The sequence below is a fragment of the Aliiglaciecola aliphaticivorans genome (genome assembly GCF_054782055.1).
Window position 1 is genome coordinate 25204 of record NZ_BAAGTF010000004.1, and the last position, 20130, is coordinate 45333.

At 42.6% G+C, this 20130-nt stretch carries 18 protein-coding genes; 10 read left to right on the forward strand and 8 right to left on the reverse strand.

Features of this window, described 5'->3' with window-relative positions:
• Nucleotides 1–20 precede the first annotated feature (20 nt).
• The 5 genes from ACYVIL_RS02715 to ACYVIL_RS02735 all read right to left on the reverse strand — a co-directional run bounded on the left by ACYVIL_RS02715 (nt 21) and on the right by ACYVIL_RS02735 (nt 8516).
• Nucleotides 21–2486: a TonB-dependent siderophore receptor gene (locus tag ACYVIL_RS02715; RefSeq protein WP_460311474.1), complete on the reverse strand. Its 2466-nt coding sequence runs from the start codon at nt 2484–2486 to the stop codon at nt 21–23.
• Nucleotides 2487–2638: 152 nt separating this feature from the next.
• Nucleotides 2639–5008: an acetamidase/formamidase family protein gene (locus ACYVIL_RS02720; protein WP_460311475.1), complete on the reverse strand. Its 2370-nt coding sequence runs from the start codon at nt 5006–5008 to the stop codon at nt 2639–2641.
• Nucleotides 5009–5221: 213 nt separating this feature from the next.
• Nucleotides 5222–6310 carry an acetamidase/formamidase family protein gene (locus ACYVIL_RS02725; RefSeq protein ID WP_460311476.1) on the reverse strand — a complete coding sequence of 363 codons (1089 nt, stop codon included), beginning with the start codon at nt 6308–6310 and terminating at the stop codon, nt 5222–5224.
• Between the two features lie 117 nt (nt 6311–6427).
• Nucleotides 6428–7228 (reverse strand): 4,5-DOPA-extradiol-dioxygenase, encoded by an 801-nt coding sequence (ygiD, locus tag ACYVIL_RS02730; protein WP_460311477.1) that lies wholly within the window; start codon nt 7226–7228, stop codon nt 6428–6430.
• 85 nt (nt 7229–7313) lie between these two features.
• Nucleotides 7314–8516, reverse strand: a complete 1203-nt coding sequence (locus tag ACYVIL_RS02735) for an aromatic ring-hydroxylating oxygenase subunit alpha (RefSeq protein WP_303472910.1) — start codon at nt 8514–8516, stop codon at nt 7314–7316.
• Between the two features lie 356 nt (nt 8517–8872).
• On the opposite strand from ACYVIL_RS02735, the gene ACYVIL_RS02740 reads away from it, so the two are divergent.
• The 6 genes from ACYVIL_RS02740 (at nt 8873) to mutM (ending at nt 12364) form a co-directional block, all read left to right on the forward strand.
• Nucleotides 8873–9481 (forward strand): NAD(P)H-dependent oxidoreductase, encoded by a 609-nt coding sequence (locus tag ACYVIL_RS02740; RefSeq protein ID WP_303472912.1) that lies wholly within the window; start codon nt 8873–8875, stop codon nt 9479–9481.
• A gap of 31 nt (nt 9482–9512) precedes the next feature.
• Complete coding sequence (locus ACYVIL_RS02745) at nt 9513–10319, forward strand: TauD/TfdA dioxygenase family protein (protein ID WP_460311478.1); 807 nt, start codon at nt 9513–9515, stop codon at nt 10317–10319.
• Between the two features lie 228 nt (nt 10320–10547).
• Nucleotides 10548–10784: a 50S ribosomal protein L28 gene (gene rpmB, locus ACYVIL_RS02750; protein ID WP_008845260.1), complete on the forward strand. Its 237-nt coding sequence runs from the start codon at nt 10548–10550 to the stop codon at nt 10782–10784.
• Nucleotides 10785–10795: 11 nt separating this feature from the next.
• Nucleotides 10796–10951 (forward strand): 50S ribosomal protein L33, encoded by a 156-nt coding sequence (gene rpmG, locus ACYVIL_RS02755; RefSeq protein ID WP_216049366.1) that lies wholly within the window; start codon nt 10796–10798, stop codon nt 10949–10951.
• 142 nt (nt 10952–11093) lie between these two features.
• On the forward strand, nt 11094–11552 hold the full coding sequence (locus tag ACYVIL_RS02760; RefSeq protein WP_303472918.1) for a hypothetical protein: 459 nt from the start codon (nt 11094–11096) through the stop codon (nt 11550–11552).
• Nucleotides 11552–12364: a bifunctional DNA-formamidopyrimidine glycosylase/DNA-(apurinic or apyrimidinic site) lyase gene (mutM, locus tag ACYVIL_RS02765; protein WP_460311479.1), complete on the forward strand. Its 813-nt coding sequence runs from the start codon at nt 11552–11554 to the stop codon at nt 12362–12364. Before ACYVIL_RS02760 ends, mutM begins: the two co-directional genes overlap by 1 nt.
• Before the next feature lie 775 nt (nt 12365–13139).
• Here the strand turns inward: mutM and coaD are convergent.
• On the reverse strand, nt 13140–13631 hold the full coding sequence (gene coaD, locus ACYVIL_RS02770) for a pantetheine-phosphate adenylyltransferase (RefSeq protein ID WP_303472922.1): 492 nt from the start codon (nt 13629–13631) through the stop codon (nt 13140–13142).
• A 206-nt stretch (nt 13632–13837) separates the two neighbouring features.
• Here coaD and ACYVIL_RS02775 point away from each other — a divergent pair, with 206 nt between their 5' ends.
• Genes ACYVIL_RS02775 through ACYVIL_RS02785 form a run of 3 tightly spaced genes read left to right on the forward strand, consistent with a single transcriptional unit; the run spans nt 13838 to nt 16879 of the window.
• The gene (locus tag ACYVIL_RS02775; RefSeq protein WP_460311480.1) at nt 13838–15286 is read left to right on the forward strand and encodes a capsule assembly Wzi family protein; all 1449 of its coding nucleotides are present in this window, start codon (nt 13838–13840) and stop codon (nt 15284–15286) included.
• Nucleotides 15287–15317: 31 nt separating this feature from the next.
• Nucleotides 15318–16100 carry a glycosyltransferase family 2 protein gene (locus tag ACYVIL_RS02780; protein ID WP_460311481.1) on the forward strand — a complete coding sequence of 261 codons (783 nt, stop codon included), beginning with the start codon at nt 15318–15320 and terminating at the stop codon, nt 16098–16100.
• Nucleotides 16101–16102: 2 nt separating this feature from the next.
• Nucleotides 16103–16879: a glycosyltransferase family 2 protein gene (locus tag ACYVIL_RS02785; RefSeq protein ID WP_460311482.1), complete on the forward strand. Its 777-nt coding sequence runs from the start codon at nt 16103–16105 to the stop codon at nt 16877–16879.
• Nucleotides 16880–16895: 16 nt separating this feature from the next.
• Here the strand turns inward: ACYVIL_RS02785 and ACYVIL_RS02790 are convergent, their stop codons facing one another.
• Nucleotides 16896–17612 (reverse strand): 3-deoxy-D-manno-octulosonic acid kinase, encoded by a 717-nt coding sequence (locus ACYVIL_RS02790; protein WP_303472930.1) that lies wholly within the window; start codon nt 17610–17612, stop codon nt 16896–16898.
• Between the two features lie 83 nt (nt 17613–17695).
• Between ACYVIL_RS02790 and ACYVIL_RS02795 the strand changes: the two genes are divergently transcribed.
• The gene (locus tag ACYVIL_RS02795; RefSeq protein WP_460311483.1) at nt 17696–18733 is read left to right on the forward strand and encodes a glycosyltransferase family 9 protein; all 1038 of its coding nucleotides are present in this window, start codon (nt 17696–17698) and stop codon (nt 18731–18733) included.
• Here the strand turns inward: ACYVIL_RS02795 and ACYVIL_RS02800 are convergent.
• The gene (locus ACYVIL_RS02800) at nt 18730–19905 is read right to left on the reverse strand and encodes a 3-deoxy-D-manno-octulosonic acid transferase (RefSeq protein WP_460311484.1); all 1176 of its coding nucleotides are present in this window, start codon (nt 19903–19905) and stop codon (nt 18730–18732) included. The two genes, ACYVIL_RS02795 and ACYVIL_RS02800, sit on opposite strands and share 4 nt — an antisense overlap.
• Nucleotides 19906–20130: the final 225 nt, after the last annotated feature.

Sequence of the window (20130 nt, forward strand, 5' to 3'; positions counted from 1 at the left end):
CTGCACACAGATGTTTTTATTTAAAACGCGTAATTGACAGTGACTCGCCATTCACGTCCCTTACCAGGCAATACAGCAACGTCGCCATATAGGTCCTGAAGCGATGTAAAGTAGGTTTCGTCAAATACATTGTCAATATTCAACATCAACGACCAATCACCATAATGGGCGAAGAAAGATCCCTGTACTGTCCAATAACTAGGGTATTTCACCGAATTTTCGACTAAGCCTGAAGTCTCCGATACATGACGAACTCCCCAAGTTGAGCCAATGCTATCGAACACACCTGCTTCACTGGCATAAGTCGCGTAAATACTGGTTACCGCGTCAGGAATACGAGTGTCTTCTAATTCACCCAGGTAGTAGTCGCTACCCGTGGCTGAATACATGCTGCTGGCAAAACTCAATGCCGCTATCGAAACGCCATAGTTGTCGATATCGTTCAAACCAATATCTCTTGGATTAACTATGTAGTAACCAGCAAAGCCATCGATGTATTCGGTTTTTTGCTTATTGCTAGTAATGCTAAAGCTCAGATTTTCACTGGCAAGAATGCGCAGTTCTAATTCTGTACCTTCGCTTCTTGTGCGACTAACTGTACTTCCTCCAACGGTACTCAACTCGGTTCTTTCTTGTCTGTAGCCAGATAAAGAACCAGTTAACACGCCGTCAAATAGTTCGAGCTTTATACCACCTTCAAGCAACTCACCTTCAGACAACCATTCTCCGTTAGCAATCAAATCAGGAGAAACATCTCCGGCTTGGCTAAACTCGATAGCGGAAGATTCAGCGTAACTTACGTAGGGACGAATACCTGACTCTAAGTCCAACAGCAACATCGCACTAAAAGTAAACTCACCTTCGCTATCTTCAGCGTATGTTTCCGTTGCATAGGAGTAGGTTGGATCGCCATTTTCAGTGGATTCTACATCGTAGTAGTCATAACGGCCGCTCAATGACAGATTCCAAACCTCCATTGCGGTTAGATCAACCATGGCAAATGCAGAGTTATAACTCCACTTCGATTCGGTATCTAGATCCCAGAAAAAATCAGAATTGAATGGCGAACCTATGATGTCGTTCGGCATTGCACCAACTGAGATATCTCGACGGTTGATAGCAATTTGGCCACCGTTATAAGACTCTTTGCGGCGAGCATCATAATAACGACTGCTGATACCCACATTGTAGGAACCTTGTATCGCGTCGCTGCTATTTCCAAAAGCACTAATATAAGAAACGCGTAATTCCGCAGTTTTGGCTAAGTAATCAGCTGGGAAGCCGTAACTAACAAAGCGTTGATTATCGAGGTAGTCAGCAAACAATTGCAGTTTTAATTGGCTGTCATCTTCATAGGTTTTGATCAAATCGACGAAACCGGTAAAAGTCGAAGTATCTGAAAAATCACTATCACTTGTATACACATCGTGGCGCGACAACTGGGTCGTTCCTACGTTAGTGTCTAATGCAGCTACATTAGGATCGGCATACAAATAATAGTCAGGATAAGACGTCAACTTAGCAAAATAAGTGGGATCTTGTGCAGACAACTCCGCCCATTCCATTTGTCCATTACCGTTGGTGTCGACTAAGTCAGTATCGCGTCCGGTAATATAGGTCCCATCATCAATTAATTCTTGGGTGACCCGATTCCATCCTGGCGTTTGCACATAACCTTCAGCATTGTATGCCATTATACCTGCAACCAGCTTCCAATCATTGGCTAACTCAAAATCTGCGGTAACTTGAAGCATTTGATGTTCAGGTTCTATATCATTGTAATAACTGCCGGAGTCTTCCACCTCAATATAGGTATAGATCCCACCTTCAGCATCGCCCACATTCACTGGCAATCCGAATTGAAAACTGGCGTTCTTTTTGTCATATGAACCCAGAGTTACCTGCATTTCACCCACGGCTTCAGGTAAGTAACCACCACTTTGACTCAATCTAGCCGTTTTGGGTTCAAGATTAAGTAGTCCGCCAATTTTACCTGGACCAAAGTTGGCTGTAGGTGGACCTCGAAGAATGTCTACTCTAGATGTAGAACCAATTGGAGTTTGGTAGGTACCGCGATTTTCGATGCGTTTAAAACCATGAAAGTAAGTCTCTGCTAAGGTTCCCCTAACGTTTAAGGCACCTTCAACACCGTAGAATGATGCGGTAAAAGTACCAGGGGCTACAGCGGTTAAATCATCAACCGTAGTCACTCCAAATGCTTTTAATGTCTCATCACTTACAAAGGTTGCTGAACGGGGAGTTTCTAGCAAGGATTTTTCGAACCCAAATAACAATCCACTGGGTTGGTTTTCAAGGAAACCGGCGATATCTCGTTGAGCGACAACTGAAACTACTTCGATAGAATCAGCGTTTGAGTCGTTTGTATTTGTTGTTGTTAACTCTTCTGCCATTAACTTAGTGCTAGCGCCATGCATCGCAACTACAGCTAACGAAACTGATGTAAAGAGCTTATTCAATTTGAACATAGTGTGAACCCTTCTATATATTATTTTCGTTTTTGCTGCTGGGTATTACACTATCAACTTACGTGTCATCACTTTTGTAATTATCCGTCTAAGTTCTTGACTATTTGTGTCACTCGAGGCTTTATCCTTTTTTATTTGGTAAGTTTATCGACCTAATCTTCACTTTCAGTCAAATTTGTGAAAATTCCTTTTGGGATAGCAGCATGCACACCCCAATTACCATCTACTACTTGAGTCACGCCAAAGTCCACAGCAACTGACAATAATGAAATTGCTTCGTCTTCACTTAGGTTTTGCGAATTCATTAGAAAACGACGTGCTTTTCTAAATGCATCTCGCATGGCCAAGTCAATTGTTGACTGATTATAAATTTCACTTTGGGCACTGCTGCCCAGTTCTTTTAAATAATTAGGGTGACTGAACCCTAAAACTACCCATTCATCGTCAGTTTCGATCAACGGGAAATCCATATCAAAATACTGTCCGGGCAAGTCGGCTTGTTTATGCAAGATAACCTGAAATTCTCCGGTTAACGAACATTCTATGGCCGTTCCGCATAGCTCTGAGTCGCCCTGACTCGCATGGGGATCGCCCACTGACAGTATACCTCCCTGGACGGCGACAGGTAAAAATACCTTTGAACCTTTCCCTAAACGCCAATTGTCCAAATTTCCACCTTGGTTAGAAGGAGGAACCGAATCCACTAAGTCTGCATGATTCGGTGCCAGACCAATAGTACCAAAATGTGGGCGAAGAGGTATTTCTACATTTTCCAATATGTCGAAGTTTTTTTGTGTCTTGCTATGATCAACGGGCACTCCCGGATAATCGATACGCTTATGCTCAACGCCAAATGGATCAGTTTGCGGTACCCAGCGATAATTATACACAGCATGGGCGCAACTGGGTTTGTCTGATTCATCAATTTCGTAAATAGTCACCACTTCACGAGGTTTAGGTTCGGTGAGCAAATCATTGTAGTGAAATCCCCAGAAAGTGGCGGCGTTAGAGCCAAAACTGCGACCTTTAAACTGGTCACTGTGATTATGGCGAGTATGAATATCTAAAATTCGCAGTTCGATGATATCCCCGGGCATCGCTTCGTTGACGTATATTGGACCTGTGCATACATGAACACCAAAACCTTCACCAGCGCCTCGTCCGTATATGGAGGCATCCATGGGCCCCGCACCTCTGCGGTCGACATTTTTTTGTTTCGATGTCCACTTAAACACGCTTTCCGCACCGGGGTCATCTTTGATCATTCGCTCGTAGTCATCGTATGCATGGTGAGTAAGGGTTTCTATGGTCACTTTTTCATGGGAGTTCATGTACAGCACGGGGGCTAGCTCACGGTCAAAAAATCCCCAGTGAATAGTATCTTTATTAACTGGAATATAATGATGTACTGAAGAGGCTTTATCTTGCGCTAATTTAAGGGCTTGGGATTGTTTTGCCATGGCCGCCACATCAACATGAGGACGGGGGTCGTTTTCCTGTCTAACTTCTGTTGTTTTTACACCCGTTGGCCGACCTCTGGTCTGTTTTAATTCATGCTCTTTAGCTGCTTTTTGTTTTGAACGTTTGCGGTACTCTCTGGGCGACATTTTGACATAGTCACGAAACGAGCGGCTAAAATAAGCGGAGTCGTTAAACCCCCAGCGAAAACATATTTCAGAGATAGATAATTGGGCGTGCACTGGGCTATCGAAGTCATCTTTGCAGCGTTCTAAACGACGATTTCGAATGTAACGGCTGAAACTTTGATCAACGGATTCGAACAATTTCTGCAAGTATCTAGGCGATACCTTATGCTCACTTGCCACTTCATTTAAGTTTAAATCTGGATTGGACAATCTCACTTCAATACTTTGGCAAATTCGATGTAATAATGCTGCTTTTACACCTGCCGAACCGCCAAGAGAGCGGGTATCTGCTTCGGGAAATAAAGCCGCAATGAGAAATTCAGGGATGGCCATTTCAAGAGGGCGAAGCTGATCTTCGGTCATTTTTTCCAAGTTGTTGGCCACAGAAACCAGCATAGCTGCTAGGGTTTGGGCAGGACCAGAGTGCCCTGGAAGATGCAGCATGTGGGAAGGAAGTGGGGCGATTAAACGGGCGTTAAATGCAATGTTTGGAACAGTGACGAAAAGCTGCCTGAAATCAGAATGTAATGTAAGTGATGTTTTTGATCCCATGGCGCCAAATACAATATCACCAGGCAGAACTTCGAAAGATCGATTTCCTTCCCTAATTGTCATTCTGCCTTCTAAGGGAAAGGCAACCCAAACACCGTCATTGGTGTTCTCTTTTTTAGCGATTATATTCTGGGTGGCCGAGCTGATTCGGGTGAATTCTATGCCGTTAGGCGTGGTTAAATTATGCATTACCGCATAAAAATCTTCTAACTTGCCTTTATACTCACAATACAAGCCTAATTTTTCCAACGCTTCTTGCCAAGTAGGTAGTCGTTCAATTTTAGAGTGGGCGTCGGTAGAGTATTCCCAACTTTGACTAAGCATAATATTCTCTCTTCAAATTCTCGTGGGTGCACGGATAGCAATTTGGTTTTTTTAGTAATCCGTATGATTACGAAATAGATTTTCTCTTAACGTTTAGGTTCTAAAGCAAGTTGTATACCAGTGAAAGGGATTTGGGAGACCGAGGGGGAAATGAAAAAATAAAAAAAACGCCTGCTCAAAGAGCATGCGTTTTAGGTTAAATGATAGTTTGTTTTAGTCTGACTCAGGTTCGCCTGTGTCAACAATGCTGCGAGGAATTTTAACGTGTACGCCTTGCACACTGTCGACCACTTGAGTAACTCCGAAATCACTGGCAACACTCATTAGGGAGTATGCATCATCACGACTCAACCCTCGATGTTCTGATAGTAATTCAAGCATATCGATGGAGGCATTCTTCATGGCGACATTAAGATCTTCATCAAAACCATGCACCACAAAGTAATTAGGGGTTTCTAACAATGGCGATGGAAACACAAAATCTTTGCGCAAAATAATTTGCATGGTGACATCGAGGGAAGCTTCAATGGCGGTTCCGCTGATTTCACCATCCCCTTGTGATACGTGGGGATCACCGATGGAAAATAAGCCACCTTCCACTTGTACGGGGTAATACATGGTTGAGCCTGCGCCGATACGCCAGTTATCAATATTACCGCCATGTTTACCCGGTGGAATAGTACTGACTCTGCCGCTCACATCAGGCGCAACACCCGCGGTGCCCAAATGAGGGCGAACGGGTACACGCACACCGTTCAAGGTGGTTTCACGCTCACATTCTGGACACTTAGTTATTGTGCCGGGAGTTAAATACTTTCCCTTAAAGTCATAGGCATAATGGCCATGAGCTTGCATGCTTGCCATGTCTAAACGGTAAATTGTCACACGCTCTTTCTGCTCAAACTCATCATATAAATGTCCCCAGTTCGCCGCTAAGTTTGAACCGTAAGAAAAACGCGGACGCATCGACAAATAACGAACCTCTAGAATATCACCAGGCTGAGCGCCTTCGACAAATATTGGCCCTGTCATGAGGTGGACACCTGGGTTTCTGTCTGCTTCTGGAATACCATCCCAAATGGCTTTGACACTATCGTCCATCATCAAGTCTGGTGCATCGCCAGCATGATGTGTAATGGCTTCTGCTTGAATGATATCGCCACTTTTCACCTTTAATGCGGGGGCTTCGGTGGCAGAAAAATAACCCCAGTGACAGTTTTCCACTGTGGCTTTTAAGGTGTGCATAGCGCTTGCTTGACAACGATCCTGTTCTGACAAATCGTCAGTTTTCAACAGTGACATAAACTCTCCTTTCAATTATTTATTTGGTATTAATGAAAATCGTATTTTTCCAGATTAAAGGCTGAGGAAGTCTATTACTTGACTGTTTACGCCAGCTTAGTTGTGTGAAACCACCTTTCAGCTAAAGACCACAGTTGTCATGTCTAACGAACCGTATTCAACATAGGCGGTTTCAAAGCGCAATGTATCTTTAGGCAGGCGCGCACCCAAAACATAAAGTATCGGTAAAAAGTGGTCAGGATTTGGTACCGACTCTACGGCGTCGGCACCAAGGGAGCTATACTGCACTACTTTTTCGGGAGTATTCTCGACCATCGCAGAACGCATCGCATCACCAAAACGTTTGGCCCAAGGATAGGTTTTGTCTCGACCGCCCCAATCCATAGCGGGTAAATTGTGGACTATATTGCCACTGCCCATGACCAAGTATCCTTCGCTGCGAAGCTGGGCTAGTTTTCGGCCTATTTTGAAGTGAAACTCCGCTGGTTGTTGACGGTTTATGGACAACTGCACTACCGGAATGTTGGCCTTTGGATACGCTTTTGCCAGCACACACCAAGCACCGTGGTCAAAGCCCCAACTATCATCTAATGCTGCGCCTTCTGCAGCCAAAATATCGACTAGTTTTGCGGCTAACTCTGGTGAACCTGGAGCGGGATATTGCATTTCATACATGGCTGGTGGAAAGCCCCCAAAATCATGAATAGTGCGAGGGTTAGCCATTGATGTAACACCCACACCTTGTGTGTACCAGTGGGCTGAAATACATATTATGCCTTTAGGGTTTGGAAATTCTTGTCCCAGGCTTTGCCACATTCGTGTTGCTTGATTATCTTCGAGAATATTGCCAGGGCTTCCATGGCCGAAGAAAATAGCTGGCATGGTAGCGTTTGACTGGTTATCAGTTTGAGTTTGCATATGCTTTACCTACGAAAAAGTCATATACCGGCTAAAGGGTATATGACGAAAAGATTTTTGCCTGCGCTATAAATTAAGATAATGATTATGCGCTCTGTTTAATGGGGATGATGTGCTTGGATTTATCCCAACAAGATTGATAACGCTCAACTAACCATTCATTTAATAATTGTTGTGCTTTTTCTTGCCAAGAGTATCTCCCTCTGGGGGCAAATCTAGACTGTAAGCCCACTTGCACCAGTTCATCTACGTGCAAGTCTTGTTCGGTAATTTCCATGGCAGCTTTCATATTAAAATCAATTTTGTCTTCAAATAAAGGATCTTTCATTGCGCCTGGGGCAACCAAGTAGCCAATGGTCATACTATGACTGTCGGCAGATTCGGCATGCAGAATCAGGTAAATAATCATATCGCTGGTAATGACTAACGACAAAGAGGGAGGTAAGTTAGCAAACACCGCTTGGTGACGGTCTTCGTCAGTTAAATTAGGAAAAATGGGAAGAATTGCTTTTTGCAGCGGGTTGAAGGCTGCATCGGGATGATTCGTCCCATTTAATCGAATATAGCCAGCTTCGCCTTCGGGCATTTCCGGGAATACCGATTTTTCACTGGGGATAAAATCGTGCAGCGGTCCTTTATGAAGTTTAGTGGCGTGGTATCCATCATTATTGTTTTCCATCATCACTTTCCAGTTCCAGTTGTATTTCTCTGGATCCATGGGCCTTGGACCTTCGGCTTTTTCCAAGTCGTAGTTTTTCAGGTATTTGGTGACTTCCGTTAATCTTGATGCCAGCGGCGCTGCATTGAGGTCAAAGTTAACAAAAATAAAACCTAACCAAACTTCCACTTTAAGCTTGGGTAAGGCAATGTCATCACGACTGAAGTCACAGGTTTTATTCATTGCTGGCGCACCAGATAGGGTGCCATCTAAACGGTAACCCCAATGATGATAGGGACATAAAAAGGCTTGAGCATTACCATGTCCTTCTGCAACCAACATGGCTCGGTGTTGACATACGGCTGACAACGCATGAATTTCTTGGGTTCTATCCCTGCAGATAATTAAAGGCTCATTAACATGCGTAACCGTGAAGAAGTCACCTACTTTGGGAATTAACGACTCGCGTCCAACACAAAGCCACTCGTGATTAAATAGGGCTTCTTTTTCGAATTCAAAAAAATCTTGGTCGGCATAACATTCTGGCGGTAAGGTTTCCGCTTGCTCTACTTCTAATGTGGAGCTGGCCAAACTGGCAAAAAACTCTTCATCGAACACTTTTTTCATCATGCGCTATTTCCCAATGCTATTTTTATCGTTATTTAGTTATATTTTGTGGAATTTAATCTCGAAACAACTTCTATGGATTAGAAATTGTTTGCTTCCAAACTGACCCTAGTATAAAAATTTCATGGCGGGCTATCTTGGACATATCCGTCAAACAAGTTGTAAAAAGACGTCTTTTACAATGCTTGATTCAGTTTTAGAGTGGACTGGTTGCACCGAAATTGTGCGCCTGCGCACCACTGCAAAGCGAACCCCCTCAACTTTCTTAGGCTGACTCAATTTATCGGGCGTAAAACATCAAGAAGTTCTGGTCGAGCTTGTTTAAATTTGACTAAAACATAGCGAATGAAGACATAAACATGAAAATAGGTATTATCTGCGGTAGTCAACGAGCTAAGTCTCAAACCAGTAAAGTAGGTTGGTTTATTCAACAAAACTTAAATTCCCAAAATGTTGATACTTTCGTATTGGATTTAGGTAAGCAACCCTTAGAGAACTTTGACGATAGTTTTTGGTATGAAAAAGAAGGGCGACTACAAACCGCTTGGCAACCTATTGCTAAAGAGTTACAAAGTTGTGATGGGTTTATCGTGTTGACACCGGATTGGCATGGCATGGTTCCAAGTTGTTTAAAAAACTTCTTTTTATTCAGCAGTGCACAAGAAATGGCGAATAAACCTGGCTTGATAGTCGCCATATCGGCATCCGTGGGGGGTTACTTACCAGTGGCTGAATTGCGCATTAGCAGTTATAAAAACAATCGAATTTGTTGGATACCTGATCATATTATCGTGCGCAACGTAAAGCTTTGTATGAATGATACCAATCCACCCGAGAACCAAGACGATATTTATATTCGCACTCGTTTACAGCATTCTCTAAGTTTGCTAACTGAATACGCTAGCGCGTTAAGTGCAGTTAGAAATAGCCAAGTGGCAGATTACAAAACGTATCAATACGGTATGTGAGCATATTAGAATTTAATTTAAAGGTAACAATATGAGTAGCATCACTGTCACACCAATGACAAAAAATATTGGCGCGATTATCGGCAATGTGGATTTAACCAAGCCTTTATCTGAGCAACAGCGAGCGGATTTAAATCAGGCATTGATGGATCATCAAGTTATCTTTTTTCGTGATCAACCTTTGAGTCACGACCAGCATCGTGAAGTAGGGCAAGTTTTTGGTGACCTTATCATTCATCCAGGTGCGCCAGGTATTGAAGGTTATAAAGATATTGTCGCGATTCATGCCGATAAAGACTCTAAATATGTTGCAGGCGATAACTGGCACTCTGATTTAAGTTGCAACCCAGAGCCTCCCATGGGGTCGATGTTGTATTTACATACTTTGCCATCCATTGGAGGAGATACGCTGTTCTCGTCCATGTACGCTGCTTACGAGTCGCTTTCACCTGCTATGCAAACATATTTAAGCGGCCTTGAAGCTGAACATGATGCTAATCCCGTTTATCACAGCATTTACGGAGACTATGGTACGGCTTATCCATGTAGTCGACATCCGGTAGTGAGAACCCATCCAGTGACCGGTAGAAAAGGTATATTTGTGAATGCATCTTATACCACTCGCATCGTCGGACTGTCGAAAACGGAAAGTGATGGTATTCTTAAGATGTTGTTTGAATTGGCTAAAGATCCCAATTTCCAAGTGCGTTTTAGTTGGCAGCCTCATTCAATAGCTTTATGGGATAACCGATGTACCCAACATTTCGCGGTGTGGGACTATTTCCCAGAAACCCGTTCTGGCTATCGCGTTACAATTGGCGGTGATAAGCCCTACTAACGAGATAAGTGGCTAGTATCTCATGGTTTTATTGGTGAATTATTGGCAAAAACACGGGGATTAGCGAGTAAAGACAAGATCTTTTTCACACAAAAACCTTGATCGTAGTTGGTATATGCTGTATAAAATGCGCCCTCTTGTCACTACCGCTATGCGTTTAGTGTGATTTATTGCTTTTCTTTAATATAGCGAAGCTAATTGTTAAAAGTTGTTTTGGAGACAAATACGATGTCCAGAGTATGTCAAGTAACTGGTAAGCGCCCAGCGGTAGGAAACAACCGCTCTCACGCGAAAAATGCGACCCGTCGTCGCTTTTTGCCAAATCTTCAAACCCACCGTTTTTGGGTTGAAAGTGAAAACCGTTTCGTTAAATTACGCCTAACGCCTAAAGGCATGCGTATCATCGATAAAAAAGGTATTGATTCAGTTCTTACTGATATCCGTGCCCGTGGCGAGAAAATTTAAGGAGCCCGACCATGCGTGATAAAATTAAATTAGTTTCTTCAGCGGGTACTGGCTACTACTACACCACTGATAAAAATAAACGTAATATGCCTGGCAAAATGGAGATCAAAAAGTTTGATCCTAAAATTCGCCAACACGTTATGTTCAAGGAAGCCAAAATCAAGTAAACCTGCTTGTTTTTGTCTCCCGAAAAACCCGGTATTTTGCCGGGTTTTTTGCGTTATTTGACTATTTATTAAATAACCTTTTGAATAATCCCAATAATTCGTGCTTTATTGATATTTCTTATTCCCCGAGTCTAAATTAAAAATGCGTTTATCACGAAAAGCTTGGAACAATGTCATTATCATCAGCATGGTGCTAATGATTTTTTTATTCAATTCCACTAATAATATTCTTACTGGTGGCGGAGATGCTGAACTACAGGCCAGTATGCTGCCAAGCGGTTCTAGATTGATGACATTGCAAATGCCGTTAGTCACCATTGAGCGTATAGGGCAGGGCTGGCGAGCTAGACCATCAGGAAAGATAACTGAAGCGCAGATGTTAACAGTTGCAAAAAACTGGGAGATGGCAAAAATGACGCCTTCTGACAGCGACCTCCCTGAACAAATGCCGAAAATAGCCATTGCTTGGTTGGCGGGTGAAAATAGTGGTCGTGTGTTTCAGCTTTATGAAGACGGCAATAACACCCTAGTTTTACATCAACAACAGCTATTTGAAATTCGTGATATGTCTATTCAATCATTGTTACTTGAGAGTTACTGATGCCAGAGTTGCCAGAAGTTGAAGTAAGCCGTCTAGGTATTTCCCCCCATATGATTGGCAAGACAATTAGCCAAGTAGTTGTTCGCCACAAACAACTGCGTTGGCCAATACCCGATGAAGTACATCTAACACACGGGTTGGTGATTGAAACTATCCGCCGACGTGCCAAGTACCTGTTAATTGATACGCAGGCCGGTAGTATTATTCTGCACTTGGGCATGTCAGGTCGGTTACGCGTTGTGCCTATTAATACGCCACTGCAAAAGCATGATCATGTGGATATTCAACTTACCGATGGATTGTGTTTACGCTTGAATGATGCCCGTCGATTTGGTGCGTGTTTATGGTTAGATAAAAGTGACGAATCCCACAGCTTGTTTCGCAACTTAGGACCAGAGCCTTTAACGGATGACTTTGACGCCCAGCGACTTGTTGATATGTCGCGAGGAAAGCTGGTTCCGGTAAAGAGCTTTATTATGGATAACAAGGTAGTTGTTGGAGTGGGTAACATATATGCCAATGAATCTTTATTTTTAGCTGGAATAGACCCTCGTCGTCAGGCCGGAAAAGTGAGTAAAAAGCGATATTTAGCCTTAACCCCTATTATTAAAGATGTTTTAACAAAAGCCATTGAACAGGGTGGAACCACCTTAAAAGATTTTGCTCAAGCCGATGGTAGTCCTGGATATTTTGCTCAAGAATTACGGGTTTATGGCCGTGCTAAGCAGCCTTGCGTAGCCTGTGAAAGCCCCATAAAGTCAGTGGTTATTGGCCAACGTAATACCTTCTATTGCCCGACCTGTCAGCGATAAAATCTCGCCTCAATGGGTTGTAGCATGGTCTTTAGACCATGAAAGGTTGCGCATGCCTACGACATACCTGCGGGGCTAAAGCGCCCGCCTACAAGCCGTGGGTTTTTAACTCAAAGTTGTAGCATGGTCTTTAGGCCATGAAAGGTTGCGCATACCAACGACATACCTACGGGGCTAAAGCACCCGCCTACAAGCCGAGGGTTTTTATCTCGAAGCTGTAGCAGGGTCTTTATGCCATGAAAGGTTGCGCATACCAACGACATACCTGCGGGGCTAAAGCACCCGCCTACAAACCATGGGTTTTTAACTCGAAGCTGTAGCATGGTCTTTAGGCCATGAAAGGTTGCGCATGCCTACGACATACCTGCGGGGCTAAAACACCCGCCTACAAACCATGGGTTGTTATCTCAAAGTTGTAGCAGGATCTTTAGGCCATGAAAGGTTGCGCATGCCTACAACATACCTACGGGGCTAAAGCACCCGCCTACAAGCCGTGGGTTGTTATCTCAAAGCTGTAGCAGGATCTTTATGCCATGAAAGGTTGCGCATGCCTACGACATACCTGCGGGGCTAAAGCGCCCGCCTACAAACCATGGGTTGTTATCTCAAAGTTGTAGCAGGGTCTTTAGGCCATGAAAGGTTGCGCATGCCTACGACATACCTGCGGGGCTAAAGCACCCGCCTACAAACCATGGGTTTTTATCTCAAAGTTGTAGCACGGGATTTATCCCGTGGAATGATGATTGTCTTCGCGGAGAAAATACCCGCTCACAGACTATTGTGCGTGGGTATGGAATTTTTCAGATAAGGCTCTTTGTACAACAGGATGACAAAAACCATCCACTTTACCGCGATGCTTAGCCACTTCTTTGACCAATGTTGAGGAGATGAAAGAGTTTTCCTCTGCTGGGGTTAAAAATACACTTTCTAACTTTGGATTTAGGCGCCTGTTCATATTCGCCAATTGAAATTCATACTCAAAATCTGAAACCGCTCGCAAACCACGAATTAATATTGCGGTATCTAAACTATCTGCAAAATCCGCTAGCAACCCTGTAAATCCAACAACGTTTACATTCTCTAAATGGGCGGTTACTTGTTTTATTAAGTTTACTCGCTCTTCTAAGGTAAAAAGAGGGGCTTTGCTTGGATTTGCTGCAATAGCTACGGTCACTGATGTGAACATTCGGGCTGCTCTTTCAATTAGGTCAGCGTGGCCATTAGTGATAGGATCAAACGTGCCTGGATAAATGGCTTTTGTGTTCATATTAACAACTCAATGAAGTTCAATAATTAAAACACACAGCTTATAATAGACGTAAGCATAAATCCAAGGGTGAATAGCCCTAACTCATCATCGTTATTTATGATGAGTATTCATCAACTAACGGAATACATGAGGTTTTTTTACCCTTTTGTATTTTGTAGGTACTTAACTGGTGTTAAGGTTACTTTAATTATGGAGCGTTTTTAGTGCCTAAGTGCATTCAGTTTTGCTTGTTGTTTTTGATTTTTTCCGGACCAAGTTTGGCGTCGCCTTGGGTTGGTACAACCGATCCTCAACTTCACTATGATGTACAAATTCTCAACGAATTTGGTTATTTAGATAGCGTAACCACTACATTTCCTATGCCTTGGAAAGGCATTTCTGAGCAGTTATTACAGCTTGATACCGCTGCTATGCCTCCCGCGGCTGCCATAGCAGCCAAACGCTTAAAACATTACTTGACCCTGCAACAACACAAAGAGACTTTTTCGTCGGTTACCGCATATGGTGCCAGTGAGCGAACACGATATGCCAGCTTTGATGGTCAGCAGGGTGAGAAAGGACGCTTTAATATTAATTCGGAAACACGAGTTGGTAGACTAGCTGGCAAGCTATCAGTTAATTTTGAGCCCAATGGCGAACAAAACTTAGACCAAAGCTATTTGGCTTATCAACTTGGTGATTGGAATTTACGCTTGGGCTCCATTGATCAGTGGTGGGGACCGTCTCACGCAAATAGTTTAATTTTGTCCAATAATGCTCGTCCAATTCCAACATTGGCGTTATCTCGTTCTCGTACCAATCAATCTGATTCTAATTGGTTGTCATTTTTAGGACCTTGGTATGTCACCGCACAGGTTGGGCAGTTAGAAGACAGTCGCGATGTGCCCGATGCAAAAATATGGGCCAGTCGTTTCACTTCCCGTCCTATTCCTGGGTTAGAAGTTGGCCTATCTTGGCTGGCTGTTTGGGGGGGAGACGGTCAACCAGATCGTATGAATGACTTTTTCAGAGTGCTTAGCTTTCAAAAGCGCTGTGCTGATGGAGCCGATGAATGTGACCCTTCGATGGAAACCCATATTGGTAACCATTTGGCGGGTATTGATGCGAAATATACATTTCGCTTGATGGAACGCCCCGTGAATATTTACGCTCAATACGCAGATGAAGGTAAGTCAAGCGAATTCAACGTCAGCAATCAAACTCGCAGTTTTGGTATATCTAGTTATGTGTGGAATGCCAAGGTCTATATGGAAAATAGCGATACTAATGTGTCTTGTGACGATGCAATTGTAGATGTAACTCACTGCTATTATGAGAGTGGTACTTATTCATCTGGCTACCGATATTACAATCGAGAGCTAGGAGAAGACCGACATACCGATGCCCGAATGACCTCTTTGGGTGTATTGAAACACTTTGCCGATGGTGATGTATTTGAAGCTGCTATTCGGTATATAAAAATTGACGATGCAAATGAAAATGAAGAGGTTGTAGGCCTAACCGAAAAAATAACCCAGCTAAGCGGGTATTACCAGACAGTATGGGGACATTGGCAGGTTAAAGTAGGGGCTGTTATTGACGCTAGTAAAGTGAATCAGCAGGGAACCGAAAGTGATGTGACGGTGTTTTCTGAAATAAAATACAGCCTGTAACCATTTAAAATAGCATAACTGAGAGTCACCAATGACTAGACGAAAAATTTCCTGCTTTATGATTGTTTGTAATGAAGCAGATAGAATCGAGGCAAGTTTAGCGCCGCTAGCGGGTTGGGTTGATCAACTCGTTGTACTCGATTCGGGCAGCACTGATGGCACGGTTGAGCTTGCCAAGAAATACACAGATTCAGTGTATCAAACCGATTGGCCGGGCTTTGGCGCACAGCGCAATCGAGCTCTTACTTACTGTGAGCATGATTGGGTACTGAATATTGATGCTGATGAAGTGATTACAGCAGAGCTTAAACAAGAAATTGATGATGTGCTCAGTGAACCAAACTTAGACGCTACTTTCATTAAATTTCCGTGGCATACATTTTTATTTGGTAAAACCCTTAAACATGGCCGTTATGCTTCGCCACAAGGAAAGCTGTTTCTCAAAGAGGGGGCTAATTTTAAGCATCGAAGTGTGCATGAATCTTTAGAAATGCCTGTTGAAAATGTTCGAATACTAAAATCGCCTTTACTGCATTATAGTTGGCGAGATTATTATCATGTGCAAGAAAAGCATCTTAAATATGCAGTTTTAGGGGCGGGAGATAAAGCTAAGAAAAATAAAAAGTCGTCATTGAGTTTTGCGGTACTGCGCTTCTTTGTGGATTTTTTGCAGCAATATCTCTTTCGATTGGGATTTTTAGATGGCAAGAGAGGTTTTTTGATGGCCATAATTCTTGGGCAGTATGGATTTCATAAATACGCTGCATTGTGGGCTCTCAACCAAGAAAACGGTTCCGCCGAAGAAGATAAATAAGCATGTCTCATATTCCCATTAGTGTTTTTATCATTACGCTCAACGAAGAAAAATACCTGAAACAAGTATTGGAATGCCTTCAAAATTTTGATGAGATTGTGCTCGTGGATTCAGGTAGCACTGACAATACCGTTGAGATTGCCAAACAATATGGTGCCAAAGTGTATCAACAAGACTGGTTAGGATTCGCCAAACAAAAGTCCCATGCTATGTCTTTGTGTAAGAACGACTGGGTATTAAACATTGATGGTGATGAGATTCTTGGAGCAGAACTTGCCGATACTATACAGTCATCTGTGGATGAACAAAGGGCTGATGCTTATCGATTGTATTTTGAGGATGTGTTTTGGCATATGCCAATGTCTGCTAATTCGAAAAAACGCTCTATTGTTCGACTCTACAATAAAAATAAAGTGCAATTTCCAACCGACCGCTTAGTGCATGAAAACGTAAAGCTGGCTAAAGGAGCAAAAGAAAAAGATGTTGCTGGTTTGGTTACCCATCATGGCTATCACAGCACTGAAATGTTAATGGAGAAGCAGAATAAGTATTCTTCTCTGAAAGCCCAAGAAAAATTTAATAAGGGGAAGAAGCCATCTTGCTTGAAACTGTGTTTGGTTTTCCCATTAATGTTTGTGAAAGCTTATGTTATTGAGGGCATGTTTCTCTCTGGTAGAAGAGGGTTAGTGCATGCTTATATTTCGGCTATGTACGGCTTTTTAAAAGAAGCAAAACTTCATGAGTTACATTTTATTGAAAAGCATAAACGCAACAAATAACTGAAAGCTGAAGTCGTTAATCTGCTTGGTAACTGTTTATCAAAAATGACCAGTCTTGCTGTTCAAAATGAAAGTTAACAATTTTATTTTTTTCTTTTTTCAACGATCTTAGTAGCCTGTCTAAATTTTGCTGCTTCCAAGCATTCCCGCTTTGTTCTGCACATTTATCGAAATCAATTAGCCACACTTTTCCCATGTCATCCAGCATGATGTTGTGAATATTTAAATCGTGATGATAAATTTGATGCTGGTGAAACAGCCCTATGGTTTTACCTATCTCTGTCCATTCTGACTCCGTTAATGGCCGCGTTTGCAAAATGTGGTGTACATCTTTGGCATTTTCAATTTTCAGGCTAATTAAATCAGCTTGGTAGTAAATCCCTGTTTTACGTACTCGGTAGGCAACAGGTGTGGGGGCAGGTAAACCCATGTTATTCATCTTGTCTAATAAATTAAACTCTTTGACTGCGCGAGTAGATTCAATACCTAAATACAGATACTGATCGCTGAGTAATTTACCAATCATGCCTCCACGACGATAGTGCCTGAGCACTAACTGGTGATGCTGGGTTTGGATAAAATACGTGGTACCTCTACCCGTCGCCGAGCCAATAATCGCGTTTCGTTGTTGCCAAAACTCGGGGGAAAAGTAATTTGACTGACAATTAGGCAAAAACTCAGGATTAAACTGGATTATTTCCCCTTTTTCATTGGTTTGCTTTAAATCTGTCATATAAATTCTGATTCGCCCTTGTGTAATGGTATGAATTGTAATGAAATTGCACCCATATTACAGCAGCAATCGAATTTACTATTGTGAATGTCCAAAAACTCTGTCTACTGCGTCTATCCGCAATTGGTGATGTCTGCCATGCCGTAGCTATGGTTGATCGTATCGTCAAACATGCTCCTAATATTCAAATTACTTGGATTATCGGTAAGGTGGAATATCAGTTGTTGAAAGATATGCCAAACGTCCGTTTCATCATTTTTGATAAAAAAATGGGTAAAGAAGCTTATTCCAAATTAAAAGATGATCTGAATGGGGAAAAGTTTGACGCTTTGTTTTTGATGCAGGTGGCCTTTAGAGCTAACTGGGCGGCTAGACTCATTAATGCAGAAACAAAGATAGGTTTTGATTGGGCGCGAAGCAAAGAATTACATTGGTTATTTGCTAATCAGCGTATTGCCCCTCAGCAGCATGCCCATGTATTAGAAGGGTTTATGGGCTTTGCCGATAGCATTGGAGTACCAGCAACTAACCAATTGAGTTGGTCTATTCCAATGAGTGTAGACGAGCAAGCAATGGCTCAAGATTTACATGCTGAGCTAAAATCTTATGCAGTGATCAGTCCCGCGGCTAGCAAAGCTGAAAGAAATTGGTTGCCAGAGCGCTACGCGGCTATCGCTGATTATTTAACTCAAAAAGGAATGCAAGTTGTATTGTGCGGCGGACCTGCTGATTTAGATAAAAGCCTAGGTGAGCAAATAGCATCCCATTGTCAGCACAAAGTGACCAACCTAATCGGCAAAACGTCCCTAAAGCAAATGCTTGCAGTGCTTAAATATGCGAATTTAGTTGTTGCTCCTGATACCGGTCCTGCACACATGGCCACGGCTGTGGGTACCCAGGTAATTGGGCTTTACGCACATAGTAACCCGCGCAGAACCGGCCCTTATTCGAGTTTGCAATACGTGGTATCTGTTTATGATGAGATGATTTTACAGCAAACAGGAAAAACCTGGCAGCAACTACCTTGGGGGACTCGGGCAAAAGGTCAAGATTTAATGAAATTCATCGAAGTGGAAAGGGTCAAAGCGAAAGTGGATGAAGTCTTATCGCTTCGAGGTTAATGAGCATCGATTAATGCAATGGTTCTTTGCAGCGCACCTTTGTTAGCTTTGACCACATCATACCCTTTCTGACCGGCGGCAATACGTGCGTTTTCATCAATCAACCAGTGACGCACGGTTTGCACAACATCTTCACTACTATTTACAGAAAATAGATTACCACTGGTTTTCAGCGCTTCACATATAACGGGGTTATTATGGGTGCTATTTCCCATCATTGTCGGAATACCCGCTACAGCCGCTTCCAGTGGATTGTGTCCACCCCTTACTGCTATGCTGCCGCCGATAAATGCGAAGTCTGCGTAATGATATAGGTCAGTTAAAACTCCCATTTGGTCGACTAAAACAATGTCAATATGAGGCTGTAAGTTTTGCTCCTGAGGCAGGCTTTTTTGTGATGTTCTCATGATATTTAAACCGGCGTTTTTGAGTAGTTCATAGACTTTGTCAAAACGTTGAGGGTGGCGCGGAACTATCATTAATAACAATTCAGGAAACTGACCAATGAGGGATTTCGCTGCATCGAGTAGAATCTTTTCCTCAGGGTCGTGGGTACTTCCAGCAATCAGTATTTTTCTATTTTCAGCCTTAAACTGAGAAACTAAAGGTTCAGCAATCCCGCTAATGCTATTGTCTAATTCAAACTTGATATTGCCAGTAATTGTCAGTTTATGGGCAGGAACGCCCAAGCTCAAGTAATTATCATAATCTCTCTGGGATTGGACGCACACATGGTTGATGGATTGCAGCATAGGCGCAATCAAAAGTGATAGTTTCTGGTAACCGCGAACAGAGCGATCGGTCATTCTGCCGTTGATTAACAATATTGGGATATGCTTTTTAGCACACTGTCTTATCATATTTGGCCATAACTCTACTTCCACAACCAGCACTTTTTTAGGGCGGACTTGATTGAACAACCGACTCATCATCCACCCTAGGTCAATGGGTAAATACAGGTGCTGTACTTTCTCACCTAATAAGTTCTTCACGTTAGCCGCACCCGTTGGGGTGGTGGTAGTAACAGTTACACTTAGTGTGGGGCTGGCAATTAACAAGGTATCGATTAAGCGAGCAGCTACAGCTACTTCTCCCACGGAAACACAATGAATTAAAATTTCGCTTTGTCTAACTTTTTGAGGATAAATAGCGAAGCGATTTAAACGATGCAAATTAAAATGTTTTTTGCGAAAACTAAATTTGATTAACCAGTGTATAAATAAAATAGGAATGGCGCAGAACAAGATTAAAGAATAGAGCCAACGGCTAATTTTTAGCTTGATAGATTGCGGCATCAGTGATTGAGTCATGCTGGTAAATATTATACTCTAGTAGAATATGTTTATATAAAGTCGTTATTTTACTGTTAACTATTACTTTTTAGCCGAAAGGGTTAA